This window comes from Solirhodobacter olei, assembly GCF_004010155.1.
Taxonomy (GTDB): Bacteria; Pseudomonadota; Alphaproteobacteria; order Rhodobacterales; family Rhodobacteraceae; genus Solirhodobacter; species Solirhodobacter olei.
The window spans coordinates 39,732-53,158 of record NZ_RRYH01000035.1 but is presented as its reverse complement, the minus strand read 5'-3'; the positions used below and the strand labels follow the sequence as shown (position 1 = coordinate 53,158).

Sequence of the window (13,427 nt, the reverse complement as noted above, 5' to 3'; positions counted from 1 at the left end):
CACGCAACCTTTCCCTCAGATTTGCGCGAATATGGCGGGTTAACGCAAAGCGAGGCGGAGAGGTCAACTTTGGCCTGCCTGCCACCATTGCTTGAGGCTGTGGCACGACGGCAAGGTCCACCCAACCGATCTGCAAGATACCGCGTCGAACGGCAGGTATTGGGGCTCCCTACTCCGGGGGTGAACGACCGTCTTGAGGGCTCTCAGCTGCCGGATGGCTCAGGGCCTGGCAGCGGCCCGCTGGCTCGGGGGCCGTCTACAGCCAGGCAGGTTACGGGCGGCCGACCCGAGGAAGCAGACGGTCACAGGGTACGTCGCTTGCTATTCCAACCAGCCCAGACCCGCCCTGTATTTGGGCGCAGTCGGGCCCCAGACCGCCATTTTAGCCGCAGGTGATCCGCAAGCGGCACGTCACGGGGTTTCGGTCGAGCCGCGGGAGGCCTTAACGGGCCTTCGGTTATCCCGCGTGCCGGGCGATGAAACCCTGCTCAGACCCCGCGAAGCTCCGCCATTGTCGGGAAGGCCGATAGGACGCCCGCCCGGCCGACGGTGCGCGCGGCAAGGGCCATGGCCCGCTCGATCGCCTCCGGCAGGGGTAGCGCCCCGGCGCGCAGCGCAGCGATCGCGCCGATCGCCATGTCACCGGCGCCCGCGGTGTTGACCACCTCCACCTTGGGGGCGGGAAAGGCCTCAGCCTGACCGGCCTGGAGGAGCAGTGCCCCCCTTGCGCCGCGGGTCATCACGATGTCGCCGGCGCAGCGGCCCCGGAGCGCCGCAAGGTCCTCCGGGGCGGTGCCGCCGGCCAGCATCCCGATTTCCGGTTCATTGCCAACGACGAGATCGGCGAGGCAAAGCATCTCGCTCATGTCCCACCAGATCGGCGCTGTGTTTAGCAGAACCGAGGCGCCGCGCGCCCGGGCGAGCCGGGCCGCCGCCACAGTCGTCTCGGCGCCGAGATTGCCCTGCAGCAGCAGGATGTCCCCCGACGCGAGCGTCGCGACCGGGCCGAGTTCTTCGGGGCGCAGCGACCGCGCGCAGGCGGCGGAAGATACGATCTGGTTCTCGCCGGCCTCGATCGTCCAGATGGTGGAGATATCGGTCGGCGCCTCCCGGGGCCGCCAGTGCGGGGTCAGGCCGGTCTCGCCACGCAGGGCCTCGTCGATGAAGGAGGCGTTCGCATCCTGCCCGATCGGCGCGAGAAGCTCCACCCGGACGCCGAGCCGGGCCGCGGCCACAGCCTGGTTCAACCCCTTGCCGCCCGGGCTCTGGGTCATCTCGTCGGCCAGGACCGTTTCGCCCGGCGCGGGCCAGCGCGCCATGCGGAAGACGAAGTCCACCGTCGCATTGCCGATCACCAGGATGCGTGTCACGGGAAGGCCTTCCGCGCAATGGCCACGAAGTCGCGCACCCGCTGCGGGTCGACATCGTTCCACCAGGAGCCGTCGTGCTTCAGCGCGCTGGCGATGATAACCGCGTCGGCGTAGCGGAAGATGTCGGCGACATTTTCGCCAGTGACGCCGCTTCCGACCATGACGGGGAGCGCCGTGGCCTCGGCAAAGAGCCGAAGCTCATCGAGGTCGACCCCGTGGCCGGTGCGCTGGCCAGTGACGATGATGCCGTCGCTGTCGAAGAATTCTGCATCGCGCGCCAGCTCGGCCAGCGGCCGGTCGGCGACGATGGCATGGGCGCCGTGCTTGACATGGACATCGGTGAAGACGCGGATGTCGCGGCCGCCGATCCAGGACCGGTACCGGCTCGCCGCGCCGGCCTTGCCCTCCACGAAGCCCTCGTTGGCGACATAGGCATTGGCCCATTGGTTGACGCGGATGAAGTCGGCTCCGGCCGCCTTGGCGACGGCGAGTGCGGCTACCGCGGCATTTGCCAGCACGTTGACACCGACCGGGCCGCCGACCGCGGCGCGGACCGCCGCCGTCATCACCGCCATGGTGGCCACCGTTTCCGGCCCGATCTCGTCGGGCTTGGCGAAGGGGATGTCGCCGTGGTTCTCCACGATGACACCGTCGCAGCCGTTCTCGCGGTAGCGGCGGGCCTCGGCGATGGCATAAGCGCAGAGGCTTTCGACGGTTTCGCCGGAGTAGCGCGGGGCGCCGGGCAGCGGGCGCGCATGGATAACGCCGATGATCGCCTTTCCGCGACCGAACATGGCGCGGATCGGATCCGGTTTGGACTGATGGATCGAGGCAGGATGGGGCATGGCTTTTTCTCCGGGGTGGCCGGCTGGGTCAGGGCCCGTAGGCGGCGTCGTGGAAGTCGATTTCAAGCGCCATCGCTTCGGCAAAGACCTGCGACAAGCGGCGGCGGCAGGCGGCGTCGGCACCTTCGCCGAGGCTGTCCAGTTCCCGCTTCAGCCACAGCGCTTGGTCGGCAAAGTCCTGTGCAGCATGCAGGCCGACCCAGGCGCGCAGCTCCGGATTGCCGATTTTGCAGGTGTTGGCGGCACGGCACCAGGTCCAGTACATCCATTCGGCAGCGAACATCGCCGTGATGATCTCGGCATGGCTGCCCCGCTCGGCGATGGCGCGCATCCCGTCGTTGAAGGCGACCACGCGCGGGTCGCCGGGAACCGCGGCGGGGTCGATCCCGAGGATGGCAAAGCTCCGCTCGAAATAGCCGATCTGCTCGTTGGCGAGCGCCTCGAGTACGCCGATCAGCCAGCGCCGCCCGGCGATCGACGGCGCCTTCGCGACCGCGAGCGCGAAGATGGCAATCGCGGTTTCGACGAAGCCGGCCTCGTAGACGAGGTAGCGGCGGAACACCGCATCGTCGAGCCGGTCTGCCATGATGTCCCGCACGAAGCGGTGGTCGACCATCGCCTCGAACCTGCCGGCGTTCTCGGCGAGGATGTCATCCGAGAGCATCGCGTCCAGCCCCGGTGCCCGCCACGCGGCCACTCCGCACGCGGCTCATGCCCGCGCCTCGGACAGCCAGCCGACGAGATTGGTCCAGAGCCGGCCGTAGCCCTCCCAGGCGCAGAACTCCGGAGACAGCCAGTGCGGCCCGATGTCCGAGGTCCAGGCTGCACTCCGCCCCTTGCCGGAGCGACCGAGAACCAGCAGCGGATGGCCGCCCTGATCCTCGGGCAGCCGCGCCACAACCTCCACGTCCGGACGCTCCCGCACCACGACCTCGTTGACGCCGAGAAGCGGCGGCCAGTCGCCCGAGAGCCCGGCGAGCACCGGATGCCCGGGCCGGGTCAGCACCGCCTGCGCGCCTTCCGGCATCTCCACCCGGTCGTCGTAAGGCAGGCAGGTCACCGGCAGCGCCGCCTCGACCGGGGTGCGGTGCCAGCGGGCGCGGCCGTCGATGCCCTGGAACGACAGGTAGCCGCCGACCATCAGCAGGCCGCCGCCCTCCTCCTCGACCCAGCGGCGCAGCAGCTTGAGCCGGTTCGGCACCGTGCGCGAGTGCAGCCAGACCTCCGGCGGCAGCAGGATGGAATTGGCGCCGATGTCGGATAGGATCACTGCATGATAGGCTCGGAGCCCCGCCATCTCGTAGGGGAAGTGCTCCACTGCCTCATGAGCCTTCATGTAATCGACCTCGAAGCCGCCGGTCCGGAGCGCAGCAACGAAAGGCTCCGCCCCAAGATGAAAGGTGACGCTTCCGAATGCGTCGAAGCCCTTGTAGTGGGTCGCCGAACTCATCCAGCTTTCGCCGACCAGAAGAACCTTCTTTGTCATCTTTCCTCCCAAATACGGTTCGGCCGCTTATACATCGAAGGTCGCATCGAAGACGCGGCGGGGGTTGTGCTGCATAAGGGCCACAAGCGACGGCTCGTCGAAGCCGTGGCGCTGCAGTCGCGGCAGGAAATGCCGCAGGATAAAGGCGTAGCCGTTCCCGCCATAGCGCGTGAGCATCATCTTCACGAAGACATCGTGCGACAGCAGCACTCGATCGAGATAGCCAGCTTCGGCGAGCCGGGCAATGCCGCGGGCGGCCTCGTCGTCGCTCGGGCACTGGACCTGCTGGTCGGCATAGAAGAAGTCCATTCCGATCATGTCGTATTCAACAAAGGCGCCGCGCGCGGCGAGCGAACGCTGGTAATCGAAATCGCCGTGCGACGGGTTCATGTGGCAGAGCACGGTGTGGCGAAGGTCGGCACCCTCCTCTGACACGATGTCGAGCACCCGGTGGGCGAGCCGGAACCACCCCGGCAGGTGGACCATCAGCGGCAGCCCGGTCCGGGCTTGCGCCCGGGCGGCGCCGCGCAGCGATTTTTCCTCCTCGGCGGTAAATTCGGAGGAGACGCCAATCTCGCCGATCAGCCCGATGCGAACACCGCTGCCGTCGACGCCGTCGCGCGCTTCGGCCACGATCTGATCGGCAACATCTGCCGCCGACATCGCGGCCAGCTCTGCCGGATGCGACGAGGCGAGGTAGTACCCCGCCCCCATGACGATGCGCAGGCCGGTTGCCCCGGATATACGGACCAGCGCTGCCGGGTCGCGGCCGATGCCGCGGCAGGTCGGGTCGACCACCGTGCGGCCGCCGGCGGCAGCGAACTGGCCCAGCTCCTCGATCGCCAGTGGCTCGTCGTCGAGGGCGATGTTGTGGAGGTTTACGAACGGATCCTGGCGCAGCTCCGACAGGATCTCGATGCTCACCGGACGATGCGCGAGGTGCTCCCGCTCGGACTCCTTTGGGGCGTGCCACCAGCAGCGGCAGTCGTTCAGGATGTGCTCGTGCATGAGGGTGACGCCGAGGTCGGCGGCCGCGACGGGGCCGGTGACGGTCATCACCTGACCGGAGCGGATATGTGCGGGCGACAGGTCTTCGGCGGGTGGATTGGCCACGACGCTAACCCTCCTTTCGCTGCTTCAGACGAAACCTGGTGGAGAAGATGCGGGTGTTGATCCAGATCGCCGCAAGGATGATCGCGCCAGTGACGATCTGGGTGAAGAAGGGCGAGATGTGCATCAGGATCAGCCCGTTGCCGATTACCGCGATGGTGAGCGTGCCCAGGATCGTGCCGAGGATCGTGCCACGTCCGCCCATCAGCGAGGTGCCGCCTAGGACGACTGCGGCAATCGCCTGCAGCTCGAAGCCGACCGCGGCGTTGGAGGAGCCAGAGCCGAGTCGGGCGGCGAGCATGATCCCGGCCAGGGCGGCGCATACGCCCGAGACGATGTAGACAGAGGCGACGATCCAGCGCGCGGGCATCCCGACCCGCCGCGCCGCCTCGGCGTTGGACCCGACGGCGACGACCTGGCGGCCGTATTTGGTCCGGCCAATCGCGACATAACCGACGAGCGCCACTGCGGCGGCGATGATGGCCGGAAGCGGGATGCCATAGACCGTCGCGCGACCGATGGCGAGAAAGCCTGGAACACCGGAGATCGGGATCGAATATCCCTTGGTCAGATAGAGCGCGACGCCGCGCAGGATTGACAGCCCGGCGAGGGTGACGATGAAGGCCGGCACGTCCTGATAGGCGATGAACCAGCCCTGGGCGAGGCCGATCAACCCCCCGAGGGCGAACATCGCCAGCACCACCAGCGGCCAGGGCAGCCCGGCGGCGAGCGCGATTGCGGCCACCGCGTTGATCAGTGCGATCAGCGAGCCGACCGAGAGGTCGATCCCGGCTGTGACAATGACGAAGGTCATCGCGGTGGCGACTATCAGGAGTGGTGCCGCCTGGCGCAGAATGTTCAGGATGTTGCCTACAGTCAGGAAGTAATCGGCAGAGGCCGAGAAGAAGATGGTGCAGGCGACGAAGAACACGGCGATCGACAGGACCTGTGCATTGTCGATCAGGAAATCGGCGATGTCCGGGCCTTGCCGGCGTTCGGCATATTCGGTCACTGCAGAGTCCCCTGTCCAACGATGAGCTTGACGAGATCTTCGAGGTCGGTGTTCTCGATCGCCCGCTCGGCGACCTTGGTGCCCTCGTACATCACCGCGATCCGGTCGCAGACTCGAAATAGGTCCTGCAGCCGGTGAGTGATGAGGATGACCGAAACGCCGCTCGCCTTGACCCGGTTAATCAGGTGCAGCACCGCCTCGACCTCTGCCACGGCGAGGGCAGAGGTCGGCTCGTCCATGATCAGGACCTTGGGGCGGAACGAGGCAGCGCGAGCGATGGCGATCGCCTGGCGCTGTCCGCCTGAAAGTTGAGCGACGCGGGTCGTCAGCTTCGGGATCCGGATTTCCAGCGCGTCCAGCATCTGCCGGCCCTCGGCCAGCATCCGAGCGCGGTCGAGGAAGGGGCCACGGGTGCGTTCCCGTCCTAGGAACAGGTTCCCGACCACGTCGATGTGGTCGCACAGGCTCAGATCCTGGAAAACCATCTCGATGTTGCGGCCGCGCGCGTCGGCCGGGCCGGTCAGCCGGACCACCTCGCCGTCGATCTCGATGGTGCCGGCGTCTGGGATGTAAGTGCCGGAGATGATCTTGGTGAGCGTCGACTTGCCGGCGGCATTGTCGCCGACAAGGCCGAGGCATTCGCTGGGAAAGAGCTCCAGATCGACGCCCCGCAGGGCGTCAACCGAGCCGAACCGCTTGCGGATTCCCCGGAGGCGGATGCGGGGAACTGTCCCGCCCACGGCGGAGCGGAGGGGCGATGCCCCTCCGTCCGTTAGCGATGCGCCTGTCGCCATCACTTGAACACAGACCGGTAGGGGGCCACGTTCTTCTCGGTGACGATGGTCACGGGGACGTAGATGTTCTTGTCCACCGTCTTACCGTCGGCGACCTTGACCAGCGCCTTGATCGCCTCCTCGCCCATCAGCGCCGGATCCTGCTGGACGACAGCGATGACTTCGCCCTTGTCGATGCCTGCGATTGCCTCAGGGCTCAGATCCCAGCCGAAGATTTTGATCGACTTCTGCTTGCCTTGGCTTGCGACGGCGGCGATGGCACCGATCAGCGCCGGCTCGCCGGTGGCATAGATTGTGGTCATGTCCGGGTTGGCGGTAATCAGGTTCTCGGCCGCATTCAGCGCAGTGTCCTGCACGTTGCGGCCATCGACCACGCCGGCGATCTTGATGCCGGGCGCGGACTTGACGACATCCTCAAAGCCCTTCTGGCGGACGTTCTGGATGTAGGAGTTCAGCGCTCCCACGATGCCGAGCGTAGACTTCCCGCTCATATGCGTCTTTACGTAGTTGAGGTAGTAATGCGCGAGATCAGCACCGGCCTTGGCGTTGTCGACGCCGACCTGTGCCTTCTGCGGACCGGCGGGCAGAATCGCGTCGAGCGCAACGACGGGGATGCCGGCCTTCGTCGCCTGCTCGATCGCCGGCATAATGCCGTTCACGTCGATCGCGTCCACCGCGATGCCGGCCACCTTCTGCTGGATGTAGGTGTCGATCGCGTCGTTCTGCTTCGACGGGTCGTTGTTGGCGTTGTAAATCACCAGCTTATTGCCGGTCTCCTTGGCGCCCTTCTCGGCGCCGGCATTGACTTGGTTGAAGAACAGCGCCTGCTGGTTGATTTGGACCAGCACGAAGGTCTTGCCCTGGGCCCAGGCCGGAGCCGTACCGGCCAGTCCAAGCACGAGGCCGGCGCCCATCGCCGAAAGAAACACTCTTCTGGGTATGCCCGTCATCATGTCGTTCTCCTCTGTTGGGGTTCGCGTTGCACTGGTTGTTCCGCGGGCGGCGCAACGGAATTCCGCACCACGAGTTCTATCGGCAGGAGCTCTTCTGGCATTGTCGGGTCGAGGGCCTGCCAGCTGGTATCGAGCAGAAGCTCCAGCGCTCGGCGGCCGATCTGCCGGACCGGCTGACGAACCGCCGTGATCGCTGGAGCGAAAAGATGCAGCGGTCCGACGTCGTCGAAGCCGATGACTGAAACGTCGCGCGGCACTACGATGCCGCGGTCGCGGAACACTTCAATCACGCCAATGGCAATCTCATCAGAGCTGGCGAAGATCGCTGTTGCCGGACAGCCCTCATCGAGGAAGCGACGGGCCGCGGCGCGACCAAATTCGATGGTGTATTCGCCCTCGTAGCGGGTCAGCTCGGCGCGGGCACCGAAGGCCTCGCGTAGCGCGTGCTCCAGCCCGGCGTAACGGCGGTGGGCGCTGAGCATCCGGTCGCCCTGCCCCGCGAAGAGAACATGCCTGTGCCCATTTTCGGCCAGATGCGCGCCGGCAAGATAGCCGCCCATCTCGTTGTCGCAGAAGAGCCGAGGGGCGCGCGCGTCGGGCACGTCCTCGTCCACAAGCACCACCCTGCCGGTGCGGTTGATCGCCCTGCCCAGATTGCCATCGTCGGCGTGGTTGGTGATGAAGATTAGACCGTCGACATGATTGTCCTCGATGCGCCGCAGATAGGACAACTCGCGCCCCGGACGGTTGAGCGTAGCATAGAGCGTCAGCGCCATGCCGCGGCGGTCGGCCTCCTCTTCCACCGAGGCCACCAGCATGGCGAAGAACGGGTTGGCTATGTCCGGAACAACGAGTCCGATGGTGTCGGAGCGCCCGCGGCTCAGGCGGCGGGCATGCGGATTGGGTTGATAGTCGAGGCTGCGGATCGCCGCCTCGATCCGCAGCCGCGTCTCGTCCGGTAGCTGGAGCGAGCCGTTCAACATCCGTGAGACGGTGGTAACGGAGACCCCCGCTGTACGAGCAACATCCTTGAGGCTGGGAGAGCGCCGGTCTGCCATCGCTTCGTGGATTCCTGCCAGATACGCTAGTGAATCGGTTTACTAAACCGCTTTACAAGACTTGGCGGGCATTAACCTGTCAAGAGCTTTTGCCAGTCCGGCCGATCGAGGCGGGTTAACCCAGATGAAACGCCCACCGTTCGTGCATCGTGACGCTACGACCGCCTTCGGTTTCGGCACTCCAGAGCGGCGAGCCGTGGCTGAGCCGTTCTGCCGGGGCCCGACCGATTGCAGAGCGACGCGGTCGCTCCTGGTCTTATGGTGTGAGACTTCCAAAGCGCCTTCGCACTTTGGTTCGAAGGCCGTCTTAACTTCTCAGCAGCGCGTCGATCTCGCCCGGGGTGATAGCGGATCTCCTCGAACCGCGCGTCGCCCATGTCGTCGATCAGCAGCCGGCCAAGAACGTCGGCCTTCACGTACTCCGTCGCCAGAAGTCCGATCACCGGATTGTCGGTGCGCACCGCCTCAACGCTATCGTCAGGGTGGAATTCGGCCACGATCGCCTCGCGCCCATCCGCAACCAAAGTCATCAGGCGCCGTCCTGCCATGCGCTCCATCGCCGAGCGCCCACAGGCGGTGAGGTCATAGGCCACCGGCCCCTCCAGACGTGCGGTGTCATAGAGCGCCAGATGGACGCGGCACGTGGTGAGCTCTCGGCGGCGCTCTCCGCAATCCCCGTCATTTCCTGACACGTGACGCGGTCGGGCGCCGAACGTGCGGAGACGACGCGGAGAGAGCGAATTTGGTGACGGGTCGGGGAGTTTCTCGCGCCACTGAAACAAAAGTGTGGCTGTTGGCTATGGTAATTCATACCAATCTACAATCAATACAATATTGATTGTAGATTGGTATGATGAAAACGTCAACCCATTAAGCTATTGGAAAATATGGCGGCACATAGCAATTAGAAAGCGTTCTGCTGCAGAAGGGAGCCCTTGCAGCGGGGCAGCCTTCGCCTCATGTTGCGGGCATGGACGACGTATTTCAACACATCCGCGCAAGGCAGGCGGCGATCCAAAACGAGATCGACGACCTCAATGACGAAGCACGTTCGTGGAAACTGGCCGGCGATCTCTACTACCACCGTCACCTTCTCATTCCTGAAGATGTAGTCACCAAGCGTACCGCTCACAAGTTTGCGGTGCTTGGACAGGTGGCTAAATATCTGACGAAAAATGCGTATAACCGCCAAAGCGGCGCGTCGGCGACTGACATCTATCGGCAGATCGCGCGCGATTTCCCGACGATGTCACCCAGTACGTTCCGTAGCCAGCTCACGCGTTTCAAGAATGAAGGGCGACTGATCTACGACGACGACAAAGGAACCTGGAACTTGGCCAAGCGAGAGGAGGTAGCGCCTTAGGAAATTAGCGGACGGGAGGCCGGTCCAAGTTTGGCGACTACGAGCCGGCCCCCGCCCTGACTTTCACACCCAGCACGCTGAGCGTTGCCACCAATTTGCCAATCAAGAAGCTAATGTCAAGTTGACGTGGCGTTCAGCGTGTCCTCAGCCATAGGACGCTGAACATGAAAATCTTGAACTACGACACCGAGTCCACTGGGCTCGAAAAGCCCTTCGAAGCACCGCTCCAGTTTGCGGCGAAGGTCTACGATGCGACGGGCAGCGAGTTGTCCGCCGTAAACTTGAGGGGCCGTCCGCCGCTGCACGTTCTGCCAAGTCCCGGCGCGCTTGCTGTCACTGGTCAGCGGATCAACTCGGTCATGAGGCAGGAAACCAGTGCCTATGCCCTTGCGAGGCAAATCCACCTTTTCTTCGAGCAAGCAGCACCTGCCGTGGTCACTGGCTATAACATAATCGGATACGATGAGGAGATTCTGCGGCATACGTTTTACGCCAATCTTCTGCAGCCCTACGTGACCCAGTTCGGGGGAAACGAACGTCTCGACGTTCTGCTCGCTATGAAGGCGGCGGCGATCTGCGACCCGGATGCCTACGACCTGCCGGTGAACGAAAAAGGGAAGCGGTCGTTCAAGCTGGAACACCTGGCACCGGTGTTCGGGTTTGAGAACCACGACGCCCACGACGCCTTGGGGGACGTGGACGCCACCATGCACGTCGCGAACACGATCCGCGCCCGTTCGCCGAAGCTCTGGCGCGCTACCCACTCGCTCCGATCGAAGAACTCGATCGACGAATTGCTCGCCTCGGGTCAACCGGTGGTCAAGCTGGACTGGAACCACCGCGGCGACAAGGCCACCACGCGCGTCCTGCTGCCGATCTGCCGTGACGCTGAAATCTCGACGAAGTGGTGGTGCGTCAACTTGGCAGCCGATCCTAGTCGCGTGATAGGGATCCAGCCCGACCAACTCGTTCGCGCCTTCAAGTCGTCGGGCGGTCTCACGCCTATCGTCGGGGTCACGACCAACAAGATGCCGCTTGTGTTCTCGATGGAGGACCCGGCCATTGCGGGTCTGATCGTCGAGTTCGACGGCATGCTCGCCGAACAGCTGCGCATGGACGGCTCGCTGGCCACGAGCATTCTGACGGCGAGCCAGATGATACGCGACGGCTATGAAGAAAAGGTCCATGTGCAAGAGCAGTTGTACTCGGGCGGCTTCTTTCCGGCTGCGGACGACCGGGCGCTATTCGATGCGTTCCATCGGGCCGATCCCGCGCAGAAGCCCGAGATCATCGCGGCCTTCCACGACCCGCGCGCTCGTGAACTGGGCAAACTGCTCATGGGTTCAGAATGGCCGGAGGCAATGCCTCCGGGCGACCGCGCGACCTACCTCGATGAATTGCAGTATCGCATGACAGCCATGGACGTGCCGTGGATGTCGATCCCCAAGGCGCTCGACGAGATCAAATCCCTGCGCCCGGCGGTCGGCGAAACCGCTGTCATCCTGGATGAGTATGAGGCCTATCTCCGGGCGTGGTCGTTGCGCGGTGCCAGCTTCGCGGCGGAATAGTTCACCGAGTGGAAAGGGCTGCGCGAGTTTATCCTCCCGCCGCTTTTCGCTTACTCCGAGACCTGAAACGCTGCAGCATGATCTGGGCGCAGTAAGATACATGGATGGCGTAGCCCGACCCTGTTCGAGGGCGAAGGCGTAACATGACCGCGTCGAAAGGGGTGAGATTATGTTGCCGGCTGTCTGTTTCAGTTGTCGGCGACAGTTGTCCTCGCTCTCCGGAGAAAGTCGTCTGTCCTGATCAATGATAACCGCCCGTGGAAGTGAGTGTGCGTTGTCATTCGGCCCATAGCGCCAGAGCTACCCACGCGCAAGAACCGCGTCATTCGCGTGGCAATCGAAGGGATCTAGGCGGCTTCCGGCGTCAGGCCGAGGCGATCATAAGCTTCTGCTGGGGCATCACTTTTCCGCATCAGCCGCAGCATCTTCGCGACCATTTTCGCTTCCAGCCGGTCGTCGTGGAGGGGTTTTTCCTGCATGGGATCGCTGGTCAAGTCGTATAGCCGGCTGTCGTCCTCCATCAAGGCGCCCGGGCCGTAGTTGTTGTACATCGGTGAGCGCTCGATGACCGGGACCTTTAGCAGGGGCACTTCCTTGGTCCAGTCGAAGGGCGGCGCGAGGGTCGCGGATCGCAGCTCCTCTGGCGTGAAGCGCGAGGTGATGTGGGTGGGCATTAGGGTATACTGATAGATCTCCTGATCTTTTAAGTGCTTAGGGAACCGGTGGTAGCTGGTCTGACCGTCGGTGACATTAACTGCCCCGCCGAAATAACCGAAGATTACCGCCTCTCGTTTGTTGTCCCGAATCACCGACACGCCCTGGGTCTCGACCGGGGGCGCAACCCCCCAGAAATCAAGGAAGGTGGCCGCGATGTCCGTGCTCTGGGTCAGGCGCGAAACGCGGGCGGGACCGGGACTATGCGGGTTGTGTACGAACAGCGGGATATGTGCCAGCTCCTCGTAGAGGTGCATTCGGTTCTTTGCCCAAAAGTCGTGCTCACCTAGAAGGAAGCCGTGGTCGGTCGTCACGACAAGCGCGGTGTCCTTCCACATGTCGTGCGTGTCGAACTCGTCGAGAACGCGGCCAAGAAGCTCGTCGCACAGCGCGGCAAGGGCGTAGTAGTTGGCACGCAGTTCCGCGGCTTCTTCCGGCAATTCCTCAACACGACCATAGCGCGGCCAGTCGTAGATGCCGCCGGTCCAGCCGGTGTCAAAGCGGTCCCTGAACCTCTGCGGCGCATAAAAGGGCTCGTGCGGATCGAACGTCTCGATCTGGAGAAACCAGTCGTCAGCCTCGCGGTTCTGGTCAAGGAATTCGAGTCCCTTGGCGAAGACCTGGACTGACGGAAAGTCCTTCTCTTCGCTCATGTATTCACGGTTAATGATATGGGCGCGGTGATGGGGTGCGGCGTCGAACATTGCCTGTTGGCGGGCGTGATATTTCTCTCGCAGCCGCTCCCACGGTGGCTGGACCATGGCCTTCCACGGATCGCTCTCTTGCCCCCTGACAAAGTCGAAGGTGGAGTAACGATTGTGGTAGGTCGCGCCACCATCTTCCCAATAGTGATAGTGGTCGGTGACGAGGTGGGAATGTACACCTTTCGTCTTCAAAAGCTCAGGGAATGCATTATCGAAAGGCTCGAGCGGGCCCCAGCTCCGGTGTAGAAAGCTGAGGTGGCCGGTCAGCATGTCCCGCCTCGCGGGCATGCATGGCATCGAACCCACATAGTGGTGATCGAACACCTGCGCCCGAGCAGCCAACCGATCAAAATTCGGCGTCGATATACGGGTACCGCCATAGGGACCGAGCAGATGGCGGTTGAGGGAGTCGAACAGGACAAAGACGGTTTTCATGGCGGGCTCTCTGAT

At 64.0% G+C, this 13,427-nt stretch carries 13 protein-coding genes; 2 read left to right on the top strand and 11 right to left on the bottom strand.

Annotated elements, in window-relative coordinates:
* Positions 1 to 488: 488 nt before the first annotated feature.
* From EIP85_RS19640 to EIP85_RS19595, 10 genes are all read right to left on the bottom strand, one after another.
* Positions 489 to 1,370 carry a PfkB family carbohydrate kinase gene (locus EIP85_RS19640; protein WP_164871818.1) on the bottom strand — a complete coding sequence of 294 codons (882 nt, stop codon included), beginning with the start codon at positions 1,368 to 1,370 and terminating at the stop codon, positions 489 to 491.
* Entirely contained in the window at positions 1,367 to 2,215 is an 849-nt protein-coding gene (locus EIP85_RS19635; protein ID WP_127903914.1) for a BtpA family protein, read from the bottom strand. Before EIP85_RS19635 ends, EIP85_RS19640 begins: the two co-directional genes overlap by 4 nt.
* 28 nt (positions 2,216 to 2,243) lie before the next feature.
* Entirely contained in the window at positions 2,244 to 2,912 is a 669-nt protein-coding gene (locus EIP85_RS19630; RefSeq protein WP_241560106.1) for a TenA family protein, read from the bottom strand.
* Positions 2,913 to 2,924: 12 nt separating this feature from the next.
* A complete protein-coding gene (locus EIP85_RS19625) occupies positions 2,925 to 3,701 on the bottom strand; it encodes a glutamine amidotransferase (protein ID WP_127903913.1) in 777 nt (258 codons plus the stop codon).
* A 27-nt stretch (positions 3,702 to 3,728) separates the two neighbouring features.
* Positions 3,729 to 4,814 carry a phosphotriesterase family protein gene (locus EIP85_RS19620; RefSeq protein WP_241560105.1) on the bottom strand — a complete coding sequence of 362 codons (1,086 nt, stop codon included), beginning with the start codon at positions 4,812 to 4,814 and terminating at the stop codon, positions 3,729 to 3,731.
* 4 nt (positions 4,815 to 4,818) lie between these two features.
* Positions 4,819 to 5,823, bottom strand: coding sequence for an ABC transporter permease (locus EIP85_RS19615; protein ID WP_127903912.1), 1,005 nt, complete (start codon positions 5,821 to 5,823; stop codon positions 4,819 to 4,821).
* A complete protein-coding gene (locus EIP85_RS19610; RefSeq protein WP_127903911.1) occupies positions 5,820 to 6,617 on the bottom strand; it encodes an ATP-binding cassette domain-containing protein in 798 nt (265 codons plus the stop codon). Before EIP85_RS19610 ends, EIP85_RS19615 begins: the two co-directional genes overlap by 4 nt.
* Positions 6,617 to 7,570, bottom strand: a complete 954-nt coding sequence (locus tag EIP85_RS19605; protein ID WP_241560104.1) for an ABC transporter substrate-binding protein — start codon at positions 7,568 to 7,570, stop codon at positions 6,617 to 6,619. The genes EIP85_RS19610 and EIP85_RS19605 overlap by 1 nt, the downstream gene beginning before the upstream one ends.
* On the bottom strand, positions 7,567 to 8,628 hold the full coding sequence (locus EIP85_RS19600) for a LacI family DNA-binding transcriptional regulator (RefSeq protein WP_127903910.1): 1,062 nt from the start codon (positions 8,626 to 8,628) through the stop codon (positions 7,567 to 7,569). Before EIP85_RS19600 ends, EIP85_RS19605 begins: the two co-directional genes overlap by 4 nt.
* Before the next feature lie 155 nt (positions 8,629 to 8,783).
* Positions 8,784 to 9,221 (bottom strand): phospholipase D-like domain-containing protein, encoded by a 438-nt coding sequence (locus EIP85_RS19595; protein ID WP_127903909.1) that lies wholly within the window; start codon positions 9,219 to 9,221, stop codon positions 8,784 to 8,786.
* A 377-nt stretch (positions 9,222 to 9,598) separates the two neighbouring features.
* Here EIP85_RS19595 and EIP85_RS19590 point away from each other — a divergent pair, with 377 nt between their 5' ends.
* Positions 9,599 to 9,991: a hypothetical protein gene (locus EIP85_RS19590; protein ID WP_127903908.1), complete on the top strand. Its 393-nt coding sequence runs from the start codon at positions 9,599 to 9,601 to the stop codon at positions 9,989 to 9,991.
* A gap of 164 nt (positions 9,992 to 10,155) precedes the next feature.
* The gene (locus EIP85_RS19585; RefSeq protein WP_127903907.1) at positions 10,156 to 11,559 is read left to right on the top strand and encodes an exonuclease domain-containing protein; all 1,404 of its coding nucleotides are present in this window, start codon (positions 10,156 to 10,158) and stop codon (positions 11,557 to 11,559) included.
* Positions 11,560 to 11,906: 347 nt separating this feature from the next.
* On the opposite strand, the gene EIP85_RS19580 is transcribed toward EIP85_RS19585, so the two are convergent.
* On the bottom strand, positions 11,907 to 13,412 hold the full coding sequence (locus tag EIP85_RS19580; protein WP_127903906.1) for a sulfatase: 1,506 nt from the start codon (positions 13,410 to 13,412) through the stop codon (positions 11,907 to 11,909).
* Between the last annotated feature and the right edge of the window lie 15 nt (positions 13,413 to 13,427).